At 47.2% G+C, this 17611-nt stretch carries 13 protein-coding genes; 4 read left to right on the top strand and 9 right to left on the bottom strand.

The window, feature by feature from the left end; all coding sequences use genetic code 11:
* Nucleotides 1-3: 3 nt before the first annotated feature.
* The 4 genes from HMPREF0868_RS08600 to HMPREF0868_RS00465 all read right to left on the bottom strand — a co-directional run bounded on the left by HMPREF0868_RS08600 (nucleotide 4) and on the right by HMPREF0868_RS00465 (nucleotide 4340).
* A complete protein-coding gene (locus HMPREF0868_RS08600; protein ID WP_012992742.1) occupies nucleotides 4-1008 on the bottom strand; it encodes a response regulator transcription factor in 1005 nt (334 codons plus the stop codon).
* 149 nt (nucleotides 1009-1157) lie between these two features.
* Complete coding sequence (locus tag HMPREF0868_RS00475; RefSeq protein ID WP_012992741.1) at nucleotides 1158-2099, bottom strand: oxidoreductase; 942 nt, start codon at nucleotides 2097-2099, stop codon at nucleotides 1158-1160.
* Nucleotides 2100-2265: 166 nt separating this feature from the next.
* Nucleotides 2266-3564, bottom strand: a complete 1299-nt coding sequence (locus tag HMPREF0868_RS00470) for an MFS transporter (RefSeq protein ID WP_012992740.1) — start codon at nucleotides 3562-3564, stop codon at nucleotides 2266-2268.
* Nucleotides 3565-3959: 395 nt separating this feature from the next.
* On the bottom strand, nucleotides 3960-4340 hold the full coding sequence (locus tag HMPREF0868_RS00465) for a RidA family protein (RefSeq protein ID WP_012992739.1): 381 nt from the start codon (nucleotides 4338-4340) through the stop codon (nucleotides 3960-3962).
* A 168-nt stretch (nucleotides 4341-4508) separates the two neighbouring features.
* Between HMPREF0868_RS00465 and HMPREF0868_RS00460 the strand changes: the two genes are divergently transcribed.
* Nucleotides 4509-5204, top strand: coding sequence for a hypothetical protein (locus tag HMPREF0868_RS00460; RefSeq protein ID WP_012992738.1), 696 nt, complete (start codon nucleotides 4509-4511; stop codon nucleotides 5202-5204).
* A 129-nt stretch (nucleotides 5205-5333) separates the two neighbouring features.
* Here HMPREF0868_RS00460 and HMPREF0868_RS00455 read toward each other — a convergent pair whose 3' ends face one another.
* The 4 genes from HMPREF0868_RS00455 to HMPREF0868_RS00445 form a co-directional block, all read right to left on the bottom strand.
* Nucleotides 5334-5603 (bottom strand): hypothetical protein, encoded by a 270-nt coding sequence (locus HMPREF0868_RS00455; protein WP_146024616.1) that lies wholly within the window; start codon nucleotides 5601-5603, stop codon nucleotides 5334-5336.
* Nucleotides 5569-6630, bottom strand: a complete 1062-nt coding sequence (locus HMPREF0868_RS00450; protein ID WP_012992737.1) for a hypothetical protein — start codon at nucleotides 6628-6630, stop codon at nucleotides 5569-5571. The genes HMPREF0868_RS00455 and HMPREF0868_RS00450 overlap by 35 nt, the downstream gene beginning before the upstream one ends.
* Before the next feature lie 142 nt (nucleotides 6631-6772).
* Nucleotides 6773-6901: a hypothetical protein gene (locus HMPREF0868_RS08735; protein WP_012992736.1), complete on the bottom strand. Its 129-nt coding sequence runs from the start codon at nucleotides 6899-6901 to the stop codon at nucleotides 6773-6775.
* 118 nt (nucleotides 6902-7019) lie between these two features.
* On the bottom strand, nucleotides 7020-12650 hold the full coding sequence (locus tag HMPREF0868_RS00445; protein ID WP_041705646.1) for an InlB B-repeat-containing protein: 5631 nt from the start codon (nucleotides 12648-12650) through the stop codon (nucleotides 7020-7022).
* Nucleotides 12651-13399: 749 nt separating this feature from the next.
* Between HMPREF0868_RS00445 and ybaK the strand changes: the two genes are divergently transcribed.
* The gene (ybaK, locus tag HMPREF0868_RS00435; RefSeq protein ID WP_012992731.1) at nucleotides 13400-13873 is read left to right on the top strand and encodes a Cys-tRNA(Pro) deacylase; all 474 of its coding nucleotides are present in this window, start codon (nucleotides 13400-13402) and stop codon (nucleotides 13871-13873) included.
* Here ybaK and HMPREF0868_RS00430 read toward each other — a convergent pair.
* Nucleotides 13870-14538, bottom strand: a complete 669-nt coding sequence (locus HMPREF0868_RS00430; protein ID WP_012992730.1) for an HAD family hydrolase — start codon at nucleotides 14536-14538, stop codon at nucleotides 13870-13872. The genes ybaK and HMPREF0868_RS00430 overlap by 4 nt on opposite strands.
* 504 nt (nucleotides 14539-15042) lie before the next feature.
* Here HMPREF0868_RS00430 and HMPREF0868_RS00425 point away from each other — a divergent pair.
* Nucleotides 15043-16152 (top strand): hypothetical protein, encoded by a 1110-nt coding sequence (locus HMPREF0868_RS00425; RefSeq protein WP_012992728.1) that lies wholly within the window; start codon nucleotides 15043-15045, stop codon nucleotides 16150-16152.
* A 267-nt stretch (nucleotides 16153-16419) separates the two neighbouring features.
* Complete coding sequence (locus HMPREF0868_RS00420) at nucleotides 16420-17535, top strand: hypothetical protein (protein ID WP_012992727.1); 1116 nt, start codon at nucleotides 16420-16422, stop codon at nucleotides 17533-17535.
* Nucleotides 17536-17611: the final 76 nt, after the last annotated feature.

The following is a 17611-nucleotide window of genomic DNA, read 5'->3' as shown; positions in this document are numbered from 1 at the left end:
TGTTCACCGTCCTTCCCGATGCCAGCGGTAGCCGAGTCCGATCACCGTTTCTAGCGCGGAGCGGCAGTCTGCCGGCAACTTTTTTCGCAAATTCTTGACGTGGGTATCTATTGTCCGCTCACTGGCAATATAATCAGCATCAAATATTGCAGTTATCAATTGATCGCGGTTATATACTCGGCCAGGATGGTCGTACAGGGTCTTAAAGAGAAGAAACTCGGTCACGGTCAAGCGCAAATTTCTTTGCTGATAGTAAACGCTGTACCCATCATTGTCTACCTGCAAAGCAATTCCGGCGGCAAGGTAGGAGGTGGGGGCAGTCGGTAAAGTTTGGTTGTTTGGGCTGGTTGTGGGCGTGATAGTCTTAGGATGTATCCCGGCGCAAGGCCGGGTTGAGCATTGGGACGATTCGGAGCGGGCATTGTGCAACCGGCAACGCCGCAAAACTGCCTCAATTCGTTTGAGTAATATGACCGGGGCCGGCGGTTTGGTTACAAAATCATCGGCCAAGGCATTGAAAGCGGCAAGTTGCATTGGTAAATCGTCATAGGCAGTTAGCATGATCACGCCGATACTGTCGCCATAGCGGCTCTTTATCAGTCTCAAAATTTCCAGACCGTCGGGGCCGGGAACCTTTATGTCTAAAACCGCCAGATCAAATGGTAAGTTGCCGGCCGTCATAGGTGAGTTACTTGTAGGTTTCTCGGCGTGGTCTGTTGTCAGCATAGGAGATGAGCTCGCAAGTGGCGGCGTTGAGTATGAGGCCGCAAGCGGCGGCATTGAGGCCGAGCCTGCAAGTGGCGGTGCTGAGGCCGAGGATTGAAAATCTTCCACAACGTCATTTCCGGCATTCGATGCGGCAACCATCGCGGTGGTTTGACCTAGTACAATTTCTTTGGCCACAAATCCATTAACACAAGCTAAAACCTTATGCCCTGCCGTTTGCATATATTCAGCCAGCACTTCACGAATATTTTTCTCATCTTCCATAAACAGGATCGTTGCCATTTATTTTTCCTCCATCTACATATTACACGAGAGATGTGTTTTTCGTATGAAGATGTGAAAAAACGGCAGGCACGCAAACCTAAAGTTGCTGTTTTAGTTGGGGGGAAGCATCAGCCGAGCCATTCGCCGGAGTCAGTTAAAGCCTTTAGTCATTCGGCCGAGTCATTTCCCAAAAGCGCATCAATCACGCCCGGATTTTGCAGCAGGGGTCGCCCGACGCCGATTAAATCGCACACTCCTGCTGCCAGCAAATCTTCCGCTGTTTCTCGCGAAGTAATTCCGCCAGTCAGCAAAACCGATACCCCGCCACCAATTTTTGCTGCTTGCGCTTCCGCTTTGAACCAGCCCGGCGTGACGCAATCGCGGCGCATAAAGCCGGTTAAGCCGCCGGAAATATCAATCAGATCCGCCCCGGCTTGCACCAAAAGTTTTGCCGCCGGTGCAACTTCCGTCAGCAAGCTGCCGTTTTCGCGATAATCTACCGCCCCGAAGCGCACAGCCACCAGATAATCGGCGCCTACCGCCCGGCGCACTTCCGTCAAAATTTCGCACGTCAGGCGCAACCTGCCGGCCACATCGCCGCCATACTCATCCTCACGGTGATTTTTGCGCGGAGAATAAAACTGATTCAACAAATAGCCATGGGCACAGTGAATTTCGACGCCGTCAAAACCGGCTGTTTTGACCCGCAAGGCCGCCGCGACAAATTCATTTTTCACCGCTGCGATATCCGCCGCAGTCATTGTATCTACCACAAAGGGGTTTTCTACCACTTTTGTTTGTGGGCCGGCATGGTTTATTTGCTGAATGATCTTGGTCACTCCTTGTTCATGTACAGCTGTCGTTAAAGCACGCAAGCCTTGCATATCTGCCGCCTCGTCCAACCGTAATTGTCCGGGGGAAGCTTTGCCGCGTGGTGAAACATAAGCATGTTCGCATATAATCAGGCCGATTTTGCCGGAACGCGCGACATAATAATCAATTAATTTTTGGGTGACTTTGCCGTCAGCCGTCGACTCCGTGGCCATCGGCGGCATTACCAGGCGATTGGCAAGTTTTAAATCAGATAGGTTTAAAGTCTGTAACAGCATGTATTTCCTCCATATAAAATAATTTATCTCAGTAAATGATTCATCTCAACAAATACTATCTCAACGCATTCCATCGGTATTACACATTCCACCGGTTTCAGCGCATTCCACCGGTTTCAGCGCATTACGTCGCACGGCCTTTCACCTACGTCAGCACGTTATAACGTCACTGCAATCCGCTCAATTGCCGTCTTGTCAGACCACTGACAACCCCTCCAAATGCAAGTACACCTGCAGTCAAAAGAACAATCGCCATCGCACCTTTTTGCCCCAGCAAAACTCCGCCCACACTCGACCCGATCATGATCGAAAAGTTAAACGAAGACGACTGCAAAGCATTGGCAACCGCCGTACCTTCGCGCACCTGCCGCGCCGTAGCCGCCTGAAAAACACTGCTCAAAGAGCCGAACCCCAGCCCCCACAAAACAAAAGCCAGATGCAACACGTATACGCTGCCGGCAAAGTACAGTGTCAGCATTGCTATCACCCCAACCAAGAACAGTGCCAAGACGATTTCCGGCAGATAACGGTCAATATAGCGTATGGCCAAGATAATCGAAATAACCGAACCAATGCCGAAAAGCAGTTGAGCTGTTGTGATGCCGGGGTAGCCTGTAACAGCAACTAAATTGGTTATAAATGTATATAGGCCGTAATTTACGCCTACAGCTAAAAAAGTCAGAAGAATGACCAACAAAACGCCGCGATTTTTTAACATGGTCAAGGGTGAATTAGCCCTCGACCGCTTTTCTCCGGCCACCGACGGCAAAAAAATCCGGCACAGCACGGCGATAATTACGAGCAAAATGCCTAGCAGCAAAAATTCTGCCTGAAAGCCGAAAAGAGTGCCTATTTTAGTCATAAACGGCAAGCCCAAGGCCATACCAACGGTAATTCCCGACATAATTATTGTTACCGCACGTCCTTGGTGCCGTTGTTCAACAAAAGCCATGCCATAGGCGGTAATCATCGGCCACAAAGTTCCGGCACATATTCCACCCAAAATTCTTCCTAGGATGGCCACGGTAAAACCGGGAGCAAAGCTTACAATAATATTGGATACGGCAAAGCCAATTATCAGAATAAACAGTAGTCTTTTGCGCGGCCATTCTACCGTTAAAGATACCAGCGGTATGCCGCAAATTGCCGAGGCCACCGCGTAGCCGCCAACCAAAATTCCGGCTTTGGCTTCACTGATGGCGAAGTGTTTGGCCATCAGCGGTAAAACTCCGGATGGGACAAGTTCGCATAAAACAGCCATCAAGGTTATGCTGGCCATGAGCAGGAGAAGCGACAAAGTGTGTCGCGTTTTTCCCTCCGTACTCACCGTCCCGGTGTCGGCCGCAGATCTGCCATTGGCAGCGACCACACTCGCCCCGGTGTCAGCTGCGAATTTACCATTGGCAGCGACCACGCTCGCCCCGGTGTCGGCCGCATCGCATGAAATTGCTTTCGTATTCGTCATATTTAACTCCTTCATGGTTACAGATAATTATAGTCAATAGGCAGTAGGACAGTAGCCCTTAGTCAGTAGCAGTAGCAGTAGGCAAAATCAATAGGCAACAATCAATAGACAATTTCCTAAAAATGTGGAATAGACGCTTTGGCACTTGTCGTCCTCCGCCACTTTAGATTATACGTTGCCCAAGGATTTAGCCAAGCCAAAATGTCCGTTTTCGCTTACTAAATTCTCTGTGATAAGGTGATAAGGATATAATAAGTTAATGCGATAAGTGAAACGGCCAAGTTTGCACATACCATTGTACCATTAGACGCAGAAATGCCCGCTACCGGCTATGTGACCGGTGACGGGCATTGTCATTTATAAAAAATATCGTGGTCCGGCAAAACCTAGCGCGATCAACTGCGGACAGCAATTACCGCGATTTCTACTTTAGCGTTTTTCGGCAGGCATGCCACCTGATAAGCCATACGAGAAGGGAAGGGAGCTTTGAAAAATTGTCCATACACTTCATTCATCGCACCAAAATCATTAATATCATGCAGCAACACGGTGGCTTGAACGACATTTTGCATTGAAACCCCGGCCTCAGCCAAAATTGACACAATGTTTTTGAGGCTCTGCTCGGTTTGCTCAGTAATAGTGGTCGGCATTTCTCCGGTAGTCGGATTTATCGGCAGCTGTCCCGATACATAAATCGTTTCTCCGGCGATTATGGCTTGCGAATACGGGCCGATCGCTTGTGGGGCTTTAGGGCTTTTCACTTCAGTTATTTTCATACGTACCTCCTACAATTATTCCAACGCTTGGCATTGCAATAAATTACTGTAATTGACTATAATTAGCCATAGTTTATTTTAGCATTGGCAAAATAAACTATGGCAATGAAAACTTTAGCATTTTATTTGTATAATGTAAACAATTAAAAGGAGAAATAAGGAGAAATTATGAGTAGCACCCTAGGTCCGATTCACTATTTGATGTACGAAAAAATTAAATTTCAAGACAGGCTGACCGCAACTTTGCTAGATCAGGATGAATTGGCTGCTTTGAATGCCGTCCTCCCACCTGTACCGACCGCTGCTTTGGATGAAATCATCGACCAAGCAAATATTCACGGTTTTTTGTCGGCGCAAATTGAGGAGGTGGAAGGCAGACTGGCTTTTGCCATCGCTCACGGCTCGGATAATCTGGCGCGTGCTTTTGCTTGTGGGGCGGCTTGCGCTCCTACGGAGCATTTCAAAGGGGGGGATGAGTTGTTTCAGCAGATCAACGGTATAATTTTGGACGGGATGCCGTGCGACATGGCGCTGACCGGCAGTCTTACCCCGGAAGGCGATTTGCTTTTGGCGACAAATATTGATACTCATAGCAAATTTGCGGCTGACCCGTTGCTGGTGGACTTGGCCTCAGCGCGGCAGGTTACCTGTGAGGGTAATCACGATCATGATGATCATCGCAATTTTCACTTGCAACAGGGGAAAGTTTCGGGCTGCACTGGGGACGAAGATGCGGCAGCCGATCCGCACAATTTCTATGATGTGCGTACCGCCTTGTTGAACGGTTTTTTAAGTCATAGTCATTACCGTGCGATCCGTCAGGGCAAAAATATTCTGATTAAGGCAGCTGACGCGGCGAAATAACGCGCACGCGCTGAGCTGAGCCGAGAGCCGCACTGACGCGCGGAACAACGTGCACACGCTGAGCCGAGCTGAGAGCCGCACCGTTGACGCGGCGAAACAATTCGGCGAAACAATTCAAAAACAAATTATCTATAAAAAATCCCTGCCGGCGGCAACGATATGTGTCCAGTTTTCTGGGTACATATCACAAGACCGGCGAGGGATTTTCACTTGCTTACATATTTTATTATGGCAACCGTAAGTTGCTAACACTTCATCACAATCAATTTCTGCACTGCCGTCGGCCAACCACCCCAGTTGTAACCGTAAGTTGGCCACATACATATCGCAGTCAGTTAGCCACCCGGCACGTCCGCAATCGTAATCAGTTAGCGAAACGCTTGACCGGAGCCGCAACAACTGCAGCCGCCGTGTTCGGCACGTCATCTTTGTTCGGATCTTTTTGCTTGATCTTTTCTGCCAATTCCGCTGCCCCGACGCCTAAAGGTGTTACTTTGGCACCGTAATCGCATAACGGACAAGAACGCAGGCTGAACTTCTTCTGCTTGGCAAAAGCCTCCAACAGGTGGATCTTGGCCGCCTCGACCTTGGCTTGCCGAGTCAATTCGCCCACCGTGTGATCCGCGATTTGCTTGTTACCGTAAAAGAGCATCAGTTTCTCGATCAGACCACGATACAACGGGGTCATGATCTTTTTGTCGATCAGGGTGCGAATCGCCAAAACATTGTCTTTCAACTCGCGCCCGGTCACTCGATCCATGTATTCGATGCCTAAAGCCTCGTACTTCGGCTTTTCGTTCAAGTTTTTGCTAGCCAACTCAGCATTCGTCTTGATCAATTTGTCCAGAGCTTGGGCATCTTTGTCGAGCGCGTATATTCTCGCTGCACTGCGCACAGCATCTGTAATCACCGGAAAATCATTGCGGTAGAATTGGTACGGTTTTTGGGGGTCACTAGTTTTACGCGAACGTTTATAACGATATGTGTCGATGCGTTTGATCCCTTCCGCCAATTCCATCAATTTACGCGTGGCGCAGATTTGGCGATTCAGTTCGTCCAAACGAAATTGGGCTACACATCTTGCCGTGCCGAGCGCACCAACCACGTCGGCGTCCTGGGCGAGCGATTTTTGCGCTTCATCGTATCTTTTCAGTGTCCGGTAAAACTCCGGCGTAGCAAATGACTTATATATTACGTTCGGCTCAATCATGCCGTTTTGGTCGGCTGCAGTTTTCGCTCCGCCGCCGTTCGCGCCGTTCGCACCGTTCGCCTCAGCCGCCTTGCTGCGATTCTGTTCCTCAAAAAGCTGATCTACCAGTTTCGCTTCCTCGCGGCTGAATGATGTGTATTCCAACGCTGTCACCCCGCTCGTGGCCAGCATGGTCATTGTCAAGGCTCCAGCTAGTATTTTTATTGTTTTTCCCATACGTGTCGTCCTCTTTATTGATCCCCTTATCAATTTGCGGCCTGATCGGTCGTTCTGTAAACTTTGTTTTCCTATATTATAGCTTATCACAGCCTTGGCTGTCACTGTTTTTTGGTTATTGCAGATTTTCGTTTTCGCTGTTTCATAGAAACATCTCTGCCGGGTTAGACTCTACCGCCTTAGTTCCAACTTTCTTAGACCCTGCTGTTTTAAAATCTGCCGTCTTAGTTCCTTCGTAACACTCAGACTCACCGCCACGACGCCCCGGCACACCTGAACCTGATGGCCGTTTTTGGTCAAGATAAACGGAGGGGCAGATAGATCCGACGCCCCGGCACACCTGGGGGCCACAGCCCGGAACATTCGTGTCGGTGCTTCAATCTAACGCATCAATCCAAATGACAGGACTGGCAACCACCTGCTGCGTCACAGCCCCCCATATCACCGGCAGCCCTGCCACCGCTTACCGTGCCACCGCTCGGCGCACCGCCCAAACGAAGCCCACGCCTACCAAACAACTGCCTAAACTTCTGCTCAACGAACGCGCCAACCTGGTTCATCGCCGAATACGCCTTATTCATACCCATTCTGGCGCAATCACAAATAGCAACAACCGGCGGGAAACCGTTAATCTTCTCATGATTGAAAACCTTGAACCCGTCCAGACAACGCCCGATATAAGTCGCCACAAACTTTTTGCCCCCATAACTGAGAAGGCCGTTATCCTCCCCAACTTCATGCAAATTATAGGCGTAAACATGGTCACTTTTGCGCCGGAACCTCACCCGAACATTCCTTATCCAACCGTGCCACTTACCGGCAGCCGTTAAATCCGTGCTCCTTGTCGGCAAATTTTTAGCGACAACCGGATCCAAGAAACGCATTTCCATCGTCAACGGTTTCGGATTGACCGCCGAGCCCACAGACAACGTGTTGAAATCAAGCGATTTACCTTCGTAATCATACCAAGATTTTTGCACTTCAACATCAATCGTCGGAACCTCCGCGTTTACAACCACCAGCTGCTTCATATCGTCAATGGAATTTTGGGTATCGCCTTCCGCAGCCTTACTGCCGACGACATCCACGTCAAACAGCTTTAGTCTTTTCACCTCTGCCCCATTCTTATCCCTTAGGCTGACCTCATGTTCGACGAAAACTCCGACCTCACGCCCATCCGTTTGTCTTGTTGCATTTTTTTCCGAAGCATTGTACTTGAAAAACTCGTGCTTACGTCCATCCAGTTTACGCAGCCGCTCAAATTCAGCCTCGTTCCACGGTTGTTTGGCATCAAATTCCAAGCTTCTTTTTAGATACGGCTTAGCCCGCCATTGCTCTCCGGCCGGTAACTTCTGATTTTCCGCCGCTACGTCACCACTTTTATCATCTTTTTTACAACTAGCGAAATCGGCCAATTTCAAGGTACGCGGTGTTGGCCCGGTAGGAGAATTTTGCGGATCACCCAATCGCTCAACAAACAAAGGGGTTCCAATCGGCAAGTAGGCCTTCTTCTCCCAGTAAGGCTGCTTCAAAACGTTGTTCTGCTCGTCCTTAAGTTTCAAATCGTCGGCCGACATCTTAACTTCCGTATCTCGAACCTTGTTGCCGTTTGCATCCGTATAATCATCGACCGGGCTTAAAGTAATCGTCGCCGCGGCTGGTTTCATTATCGGCAGCGCAGGTTTGACAGGTTTCTTGACTACCGCTTCATCCAAATCTGCCTCCAGATCTTCCTCCGCTTTGCCGGGATCCTCATACAATTCGCCGCTATAAATATTTAGACCGTTCTGATCCAGCCAAATTTTGTGCACCGGCAATTCACGTACCGGCACAACATCCGGGATTGGAATATTTTCGTCTTTATAGCCATCGGCCACGTCGACCACATATTTACTGCGATTTTCTTTAACGTTCGCCTTCCCTTCCTTATTGTGCGATCCGACATAATCGTAGGCGAACTCCATCTTAGTTTTTGCCAAATCAATCACGACACGATGGTAACCCTTAGGAGTTTTGATGTTTTCAGCATCTGAATTACGCAGCAACACGCGAGCATCCGTGTAATGGAATTCCACCCCAATCTTGGCCTGCGGATCATTCGGTTTAATCGCTTTCCCGTTTATTTTCTCTATATCGCCGGTTTCTTTATTAAGTGTAAACTTGACCGACTTTTGCTTCTTTTCTTCCTTGGCAAGGAGGAAACCGGGGATCTTCTTGAAATTGCAAGTGTCAAAATCATGGTTGTTATTCTTCACTTTATCCGGGTCCATGATTTCAAACGAACTGCTCGGCTGCACGCCCGGGTTATCGGCATTTACGGCATTATCGCAAATAAACTTCTTGTAGTAGAAGCGTTTTTTGAACGGCTGATAGTAAAATTTGAATACATTCGGATTATCTTGACCTTCGGGAAATTTTTTCACCATCAAACTCTGAATATATTTATTTTCACTTTGGGCTTTCACTTTTTTCAAGGTCTTGGGGGAAGCAATCAGCACCCAGTTTTCGTCTTGCTTTTCGCCAATACCGGCAATTTGTGAGTCAGGCCGCCCGTTCGGATTGATGTAGACTAGGCCTTTACCTTTAAACCCTTTCATACCGTCTTTATTCGTTTGATCAGTAGTAGCTTCGGCTCCCAATTCGTTGTCTTGTTTGTCGAAAAAATGGTGTTCATAGCGCACCGGCGCGACTTCATTTTTGATCCACATTGCCTGAGCGACACAGGATTCGCCGATAACATTGCCAAAAGCAAAGTACTCAACCTGTTCCCCTGGCTTAGGGGTTATCAACTTAGTCAAGTCGGCTTTGCCGGTTTGCGGATCGATTTGGTAGCGAAGCACTCGCCAGCCGAGGAAAGTGTAGCCGGGGCAAGTGGGTTTCTGTGTCAGCTCATTGACTTTAAAACCGGACTTGATGAAGAACGTCATTTTCTTATCGGGGTCTTTAAAGCTGCCCTTCGGGCTGTTGTCTTCTTTTTTGTACAACTCGTTGTCAAAGGTGGCATTGGTCACTTCGGCCTGTTGCAAATCGTCCATCTTCGCCGCGGGAGCTGCTGCTTTGTTTAAGTCTATTGTAAAGTTATAGATATTGGGATCTTTCCACTTGGCGTAAACTTGCACATTGTAGTCGGGCATAGTGAAACCGGTCTTGGGCACGTCGATTTTATTGCCCGGGTCGAGCGTCCAGCCGACAAATTTCCAAGTTTTGGGATAACCTGCTTTTTCCGCGGAAGGAGTTGGCAGCTTCTGCAAGTAATCACTGATGTTGGACTCATAAGGCAGTTGAGGTTCTTTTGTTTCTTTGCCGTTGTGCAGGATAAGATTGTACTTCTTGCGATTATATTTTGTAATAAGTATGCCGGTGTCATCCCGGCCATGCCAGTAGTCCTTATCTTCTTCAAGTCTTGACTCAATGATGTCTTCCGGCATACCTTGCTCTTTTAGGTAGTTTTTAACTCCTTGAACATCACCGTTACTAATATTATGTTGTTTAAAGCGAGGGTCATTTTTGTTCCCCGTATAGTCTATGGGGGTGAATCCTTTAAGTGAAGGAGCCGGAAAGCCATAGTCTTCATAATGAGTATCAAACTTATAATAGTGTAAACCGCGGTAATTCCACTCATAACTTTCTCCATCTACAGGCTGAGTCTTAAACTCAACATGCACTGCATGGCCTCCACCTTCCGTTGCGTTAAAATTCAAAACAGGATATTCCTTATTTCCCTCATCTTGATTATTTCCAACTTTATTTAAATCGATAACAACGTTTTCATCGATATGGCCAAAAGTATCGACCTTGTTGTATGTATAGCTATCAGTGATAAATGAGTCAAACTTATATGGTGGTGTATCTAGGTAAGGATCATGACCATTACCGTACCAACCAAAAAAATCCTTATTTATGCCTAATTTACAGTTAACCAACGGAATAGGCCAGAGGCCGATTGTTTCCTGCCCGAAACGCGCGACAAATTGATATGGCTTGTCATACCCTGCCTCCGGAGGTTTTCCAAAATTCTTATCGGGTTCCGGGTTGACCAATGGGGGGGCAAAAGGTATCTTGGGGTCCGAACTCAGCAATCTGTTACCTTCCGCATCCCACTTATCACTCCAGCGTGGTGCAAACGTATACTTCTTTACCCCTCCGTTTATACTATTGCAAAAAATTAGTGTATAACGTTTCCTTTTAATGACAATCTGCACATTCGTTTTGCCATCAGGCGTAGGATTCTTGATTTTAAGATCGTTGTTAAGTTTTTCCGTCGTTTTCGCATCGTAGAGGAAACCTTTTCTCCTGTTACCGGTACCCAAGTCCTCAGATGGGAACTTGTTTTCATCACCAATGTCCAACGCTTCATCTGCCAAGGTTTTGAATGTGCTTGTCAAGTCAGTGGTTATCGGCACTTCCGGCTTGTCCACTTCGTACAAGAAAGCATGCGTTTTAGCGAAATCTCCCTTGTCCTCTTTTTTATAATCCGCTTTTTCAAGCCAATACGTCACCTTGTACGGAGCCTTCTCCTTGCCCTTCCACGTTGCTATAAATTTTACCTCGTGCCCCGGCATAGCCCCGTCCAGTTGCTGCACGTCTTTGCCAATCACATCGTCCTTCTTATATTTCTTATAACTGCCAAGATCTGACCCGACTTTCCAGCCTAAAAACTCATACCCGTCTTTAACCGGAGGGTCTTTCGGCAATGGAATCGTTTGGCCGAACGCAAAGCGACGGGAAGAAATCGGTTTGCCGCCAGCTGTATCGTAAATCACGTTGGAACGCTTGCGAATGTAGTACTTGTTCACGACAAAGTCTTTCGTGTCCGGTACGAGGACTTTCATATTTTTCTCTACTTCTTCATAGCCTTCTTCGAGCGCAGCCAAGGGCGGAATCGTACAAACTTCACCAACCGTGGCCTTTATTTCTGATTCGCCACCTTGCCCATTGTAAAGCTCAAATTCACCTTGCTTGGCCAGACTTTGGACCATGTGTTGGACCTTAAATGTTATCGGTTGCGGTTCGTAGTTGAAATTCTCGACGTAATTCTTCAGTTGGCCGACGTTTTCGTCCCCTTCCGCCTTACCTTTTTCTGCCAACTTTTTGACATTGTCATAATCAAAAGTGATTGTTTTGTGGCCATCGGTCGTATTCTGCAAAGCTGTGCCACTTTCTCCAGCAGCCTTATTAGGAGATTTGTACCCGTTCATTTCCGGCAGCTGGTAGGTTATGCCGGCTTCTTTTAACGCACTTTCGTCTTCACCTACTGTGATCTGATAGGGCTGGTAGAACGGGTTTAATTTATCGTCTTTTCCTTGTTCTTTGCCAACTAAATTCATAATCATGGTGTAAGAATAGAGGTTGCCCGGCTTAAGATTGGTCTGCACCTGATCATCTGCAGCAGTTTGTTCTGTCGGGTCGGGTCCGATAAATCTTGCTCGCTTAGGCAGATTTTCATTCATATAGTAGCCTGGAGCTTTCGGCGCCGGATCCGGTTGCTCGCCAATTTCTAACATTTTTGTCGGGTCGGTTTCTTTGGGGTCTTGGTTGTCTTTTTCAGAAATGCGCGGATCTTTGGTGATCGCGACAAGATCACTGTTTGCGCTACTGTTGGGGTCTGTCGCACGATCCTGTCCTCCGGTGCTGTTGCCGATAGTGTTGCCGGTAGTGTTGCCGGTGCTGCTAGCGGTGCTGTTGCCGACAGTGCGATTCTGCGCCGCAGTGCCGTTGTTTTTAGCCGAATCGGCCGCATATTTTGCCGCACTATCCTGCTTCAACCGAGCTGAACTTGATTTTCCGTCAGAAGTTTGCCCCGGGGCCGCCGTAACAGCTTTATTCAGCTCCCTGCCGCCCGTTTCTTCGCTGCCGGACGCGCCGTTGCCCGTGCCAGAACTCAAATCATTGAAATTAAGCACGCCTGTGTTCTGTTTTATTTCTTCCGCTCTCACTGCTAAGGCTCCGGTAACATCAACTGAAGTCAAAACCAAGACCAAGCTAAGTACCGCTGCAGTTTGCCGTATAAACTGTTTCATATTTCCTTTCCGCGCCCAAACGCTAGATATCCAAATTGGTCGTCAAACCGGTGTTTCTTCCGTCCGCAAGTTAGTCGTTTCGCGGACTATCTACTCAAGACTGATTTTAAATCAAATTTAAATTAACAAATCAACAAATGTATTACATAAATATTACTTTTAAGTTAAACGGCGCAATTGCGCAAAACGTAGTTTACATTTTCAAACGAGCTGTATGCCCAAAACCCCACGCACGCGAAACTCGGGGCAGGGCGTGCGACCGCCAAAGCCACGCCCGAAAACCCACGCATGCGAAACTCGGGGCAAGGCGTGCGACCGCCAGAACCCCGAGCGCAATTCACCCGGTTTTGCTAGCGCGTAACGTTTTTTGTAAGTGTTGAAAAAATACAAACAGAAGGATAACCGCCTTTTGAAAATAAGCCATTCAACCTTTGATTTTTAGTTCAAGACTTATGTACCGGTTCTCAGGCTCCCAAAATCGGCTATAAATTGATGCGGTAGCTTATACTACCTATAGTACAGGCTTGACTAAAAAAAAAGATAGCGTAATATTTAACTCGCGGCGTGCCGAAAATGACGCCACCCGTCACCGCAAATAATGCCTCAACCGCCACCGGCCGGCCATACAGTAACCGCTCACAACTGAGCAGCCGAACAACCGAAGCAATCCAAGCCAAAAGCTTCATCTGCTATGCTAGCACCGGAGCCATGGCTACCAAACTACAACGAAGAAATAACGAGGAAATAATATGAAAATAAACAAAACAAACGCCTTACGCGCTCTTGACACCGCAAAAATCCCCTACACGATCCACACATTCGACAGCAAAACCGCACTTTCCGCCGTAGAAGTGGCAACCGCAATCGCCGAGCCGCCGGCCAAAATATACAAAACTTTGGTTACAGCCGGTAAATCCGGGGCCCATTACGTCTTCGTCATTCCGGGAGCAGCCGAGCTAGACCTAAAAAAAGCGGCACGTTTAGCTGACGAAAAATCCATCGCGATGTTGCCGTCCAAAGATTTGCTGAAACTAACCGGCTATGTACACGGCGGCTGTTCACCAGTGGGCATGAAAACCCTCTTTACCACCTACATTGACGCCTCAGCCAGCTCCCTACCGACCTTCATCGTCAGTGCCGGAAAAATCGGCCTGCAAATGGAGCTTGACCCGCAGAGCCTAGCCAAACTCATCAAAGCCAGTTTCGGCGAAGTGACCACCTAATCCCCCTGCTTATCTTTGGCCAGCACCGCCTCCAGCTCACGCATATCATCAAAAATAATGTCCGCCGCACTTTGATCCAAATTAAAATGACAATCTCGCCGCGCCGCGACCACCCCGGCGCCAGCCGCCACCGCCGCGCGAATGCCATATTCCGAATCCTCCACGATCAAACATTCCGCCGGCTCCACCTGCATTGCCGCCGCCGCTTTCAAATAAATCTCCGGATGCGGCTTAGAATTGACCACATCCGTCCCACTATAAATAGTGTCAAAAAATGTTACCAACTCGCAATCCTCCAAAACTTTGCGCACCGTTGGCAATTCCGAGGCCGAAGCCAGCCCAACCCGGTACCCGTTACTGCGCAAGAATGCCAAAAAAGGCTTGACATCAGCAAACAGCAGCCCCGGATAATCTAGCGGAAAGGTCACGCAATCCGCCAAAAAAGCTTTCACCAATTTTGACCACGTTATTTGTGGCAGATACCGCTGCAAGATATCGTTCAACAATTTTTCCCCGGCTCCGACCATTTCGACTAACATTTGCTCCGGTGGCACGATGCGCTGTTTCTGCAATACCCGCCGTAATCGCTTAATAAAATCGACTTCGCTATCTACCAGCACTCCGTCCATATCAAAAATGACGGCTCGTATCTTTGCTTTGTTCATAATTTACCTCTTTTTATATAATTACGTGGTTTCTTATCCGGCTATATATTTGCGTGGTATATTTACGCGGCTTCCTATCCGACGCCTAAATTCTCGTAAGATACGCATAATTATACCTGTTCCCCCCTACTCGCAACAAGCTGCCTCTGCCTTTGCCTTTGCCTCCGCGCCCAGCTGATCTCGCCATCTCCCTCCAACCTCCAATGCCAACACCGGAAAAACAGGCCTGCAAATGGAGCTTGACCCGCAGAGCCTAGCCAAACTCATCAAAGCCAGTTTCGGCGAAGTGATCGCCCAGTCCAACTACATCATCACCACTTTCGGCGAAGCGACCGCCTGATCCCACCGCCTTGCAAGGTTCATTTCTCGTTTTTGCCTCGTTTAAAACGGATTTACGCTATTAACTCGTGCAAAACATAGAAATGTATTGCGTTCATTCTGAATCAAGGGTAACCTTTGATTGTGAAGAAAATTTCACAACAATATTTCCTAGGAGGAGTAATTATGAACAAAGGTTTTAAAGTATTGTCATCCGTTTTGGCAATGTCCATGGTTCTTGCTTCCGGCGTGTTCGCTCTTGATTGGAATAAAGGCGAACTGGATATCTTGGAACATGCTGGTTTCAAAACGCTGACCGAAACAAAAGAGGTCAATGAGAACGTTCTCTATATGAATCTTCTTGAAAAAGGATTCAAGGAATCGCTCAAGAAGTATGACGACGCTCTAAACGCGGTTGAGAAAGATGCCGATATCATCGCAAAATTAGGCAACGAACGTTGCAAGGCTCAATTTGAACTCGATTCCGCCAACAATCAAATTCTGGCAACTGATAAGTTTATTGAATTGGCTAAAGGGCTTAAATCCTACGATGCCAACGGCGCGAAGTACAAGGCCTTAAACCAGGCAAAAGATAACTTTGACGTGAAAACAGTCCTTGTGAACAAAAAACTCTTCAAAGTCGATGCTGACAAATTGAAAGATCTTTTGGATGAAAACAAAGAAATTTGGAAATCCATTAAAAAAGCAGATACCATTCCTAATGGGTTAAAAAATATTGAGACCGACGCATACTTAGGTGCTGATCTTTTTAAAAAAGACTCTAACGGAAAAAGACTCTCAGATAACGTTGAAGCAATCGAAACTCTTGTAGGAAAAGTCAACGGTACTTACGACGAAGTCGTCAAAAAAGTTGAGCCATATGCAACAAGAGAAGGTGCCGACCGAGCCTATTCCGATCTTGACCTTGAAGCGAAAAAAGCTACCACCAAGATCAACCTGATCAATAATTTGGCTAAACAATACAAAGTAACCCTGCGTGCTTGCTCCTTAGCCGACTACACCGCTAAGGCTTCTGGCAAAGCTGCTAAGGCTGAAGACAAGAACAACGCTAAGAAAGACGATGTCCCGAACACCGCTTCTTACTTCCCCATCTACGTCCCGAGTTGCCAAGTATCTGCTCCGGCCGTTAAATACTACGGTGCTGCTCAGGTATACGAAAAGGTTCTCCGTCGTCCTCTCGTTTGCAAGAAAGTTGAAACCAAGACAGTTAAAGTTCCGATGTTCACCTTTGACGAAATCACCGCTTACGATGTAGCTTGCTGCTGCTGCAAATAAGAGTCCTGACTCTTAGCAAATCACAACAAAGCCGATTCCTTCCGGAGTCGGCTTTTTCTGTATAAATTTGCGAATAAATTTCCCTATCCCACTTTCAGCAAAATGACCGCCTGCCCCCCTCCTGCGAGTCTCGTTTTGCCTCGTTTAAAACGGATTTATGCTATTAACTCGTGCAAAACATAGAAATGTATTGCGTTCATTCTGAATCAGGGGTAACCTTTGATTGTGAAGAAAATTTCACAACAATATTTCCTAGGAGGAGTAATTATGAACAAAGGTTTTAAAGTATTGTCATCAGTTTTGGCAATGTCCATGGTTCTTGCTTCCGGCGTGTTCGCTCTTGATTGGAATAAAGGCGAACTGGATATCTTGGAACATGCTGGTTTCAAAACGCTGACCGGAACAAAAGAGGTCAATGAGAACGTTCTCTATATGGATCTTCTTGAAAAAGGATTCAAGGAATCGCTCAAGAAGTTTGACGACGCTCTAAACGCGGTTGTGAAAGATGCCAATATCATCGCAAAATTAGGCAACGAACGTTGCAAGGCTCAATTTGAACTCGATTCCGCCAACAATCAAATTCTGGCAACTGATAAGTTTATTGAATTGGCTAAAGGTATTGAAACAATTAACGTTTCATACAAACGTCTCAGTGAAGTGGATAATACAGTTGGCGATGTTTCTCAAGGAGACAGGAAAGTCTTTGCTAAAGATGCCAAAAAATTGAAGGAATTATTGGAATTAAATAAAAAATATTTTGATGATTTGGCTGAAGCGAAAAAAAGCAACACCTTCAACATTGATGCTTATCTGGCACATAAAAAATCCGATACTTTATTAGGTGCTGTGTTTGAAGGAGAAAAGACAAACCTTCAACTTTTTGAAGGTAACGACAAAGAAATATCAGATCTTTTGTCATACACTGCACATAAAAACTATACCGAAGTCGTCAAAAGAATTGAGCCATATGCAACAAGAGAAGGTGCCGACCGAGCCTATTCCGATCTTGACCTTGAAGCGAAAAAAGCTACCACCAAGATCAACCTGATCAATAATTTGGCTAAACAATACAAAGTAACCCTGCGTGCTTGCTCCTTAGCCGACTACACCGCTAAGGCTTCTGGCAAAGCTGCTAAGGCTGAAGACAAGAACAACGCTAAGAAAGACGATGTCCCGAACACCGCTTCTTACTTCCCCATCTACGTCCCGAGTTGCCAAGTATCTGCTCCGGCCGTTAAATACTACGGTGCTGCTCAGGTATACGAAAAGGTTCTCCGTCGTCCTCTCGTTTGCAAGAAAGTTGAAACCAAGACAGTTAAAGTTCCGATGTTCACCTTTGACGAAATCACCGCTTACGATGTAGCTTGCTGCTGCTGCAAATAAGAGTCCTGACTCTTAGCAAATCACAACAAAGCCGATTCCTTCCGGAGTCGGCTTTTTCTGTATAAATTTGCGAATA

It is taken from the genome of Mageeibacillus indolicus UPII9-5, assembly GCF_000025225.2.
Lineage (GTDB): Bacteria > Bacillota > Clostridia > Saccharofermentanales > Fastidiosipilaceae > Mageeibacillus > Mageeibacillus indolicus.
This window is presented reverse-complemented; position numbering and strand designations above follow the sequence as displayed.

Coding starts and splice junctions, on each gene's coding strand:
- HMPREF0868_RS08600 (WP_012992742.1), bottom strand. CDS start 1,008: ATGGCAACGATCCTGTTTATGGAAGATGAGAAAAATATTCGTGAAGTG.
- HMPREF0868_RS00475 (WP_012992741.1), bottom strand. CDS start 2,099: ATGCTGTTACAGACTTTAAACCTATCTGATTTAAAACTTGCCAATCGC.
- HMPREF0868_RS00470 (WP_012992740.1), bottom strand. CDS start 3,564: ATGACGAATACGAAAGCAATTTCATGCGATGCGGCCGACACCGGGGCG.
- HMPREF0868_RS00465 (WP_012992739.1), bottom strand. CDS start 4,340: ATGAAAATAACTGAAGTGAAAAGCCCTAAAGCCCCACAAGCGATCGGC.
- HMPREF0868_RS00460 (WP_012992738.1), top strand. CDS start 4,509: ATGAGTAGCACCCTAGGTCCGATTCACTATTTGATGTACGAAAAAATT.
- HMPREF0868_RS00450 (WP_012992737.1), bottom strand. CDS start 6,630: ATGGGAAAAACAATAAAAATACTAGCTGGAGCCTTGACAATGACCATG.
- HMPREF0868_RS00445 (WP_041705646.1), bottom strand. CDS start 12,650: ATGAAACAGTTTATACGGCAAACTGCAGCGGTACTTAGCTTGGTCTTG.
- ybaK (WP_012992731.1), top strand. CDS start 13,400: ATGAAAATAAACAAAACAAACGCCTTACGCGCTCTTGACACCGCAAAA.
- HMPREF0868_RS00430 (WP_012992730.1), bottom strand. CDS start 14,538: ATGAACAAAGCAAAGATACGAGCCGTCATTTTTGATATGGACGGAGTG.
- HMPREF0868_RS00425 (WP_012992728.1), top strand. CDS start 15,043: ATGAACAAAGGTTTTAAAGTATTGTCATCCGTTTTGGCAATGTCCATG.
- HMPREF0868_RS00420 (WP_012992727.1), top strand. CDS start 16,420: ATGAACAAAGGTTTTAAAGTATTGTCATCAGTTTTGGCAATGTCCATG.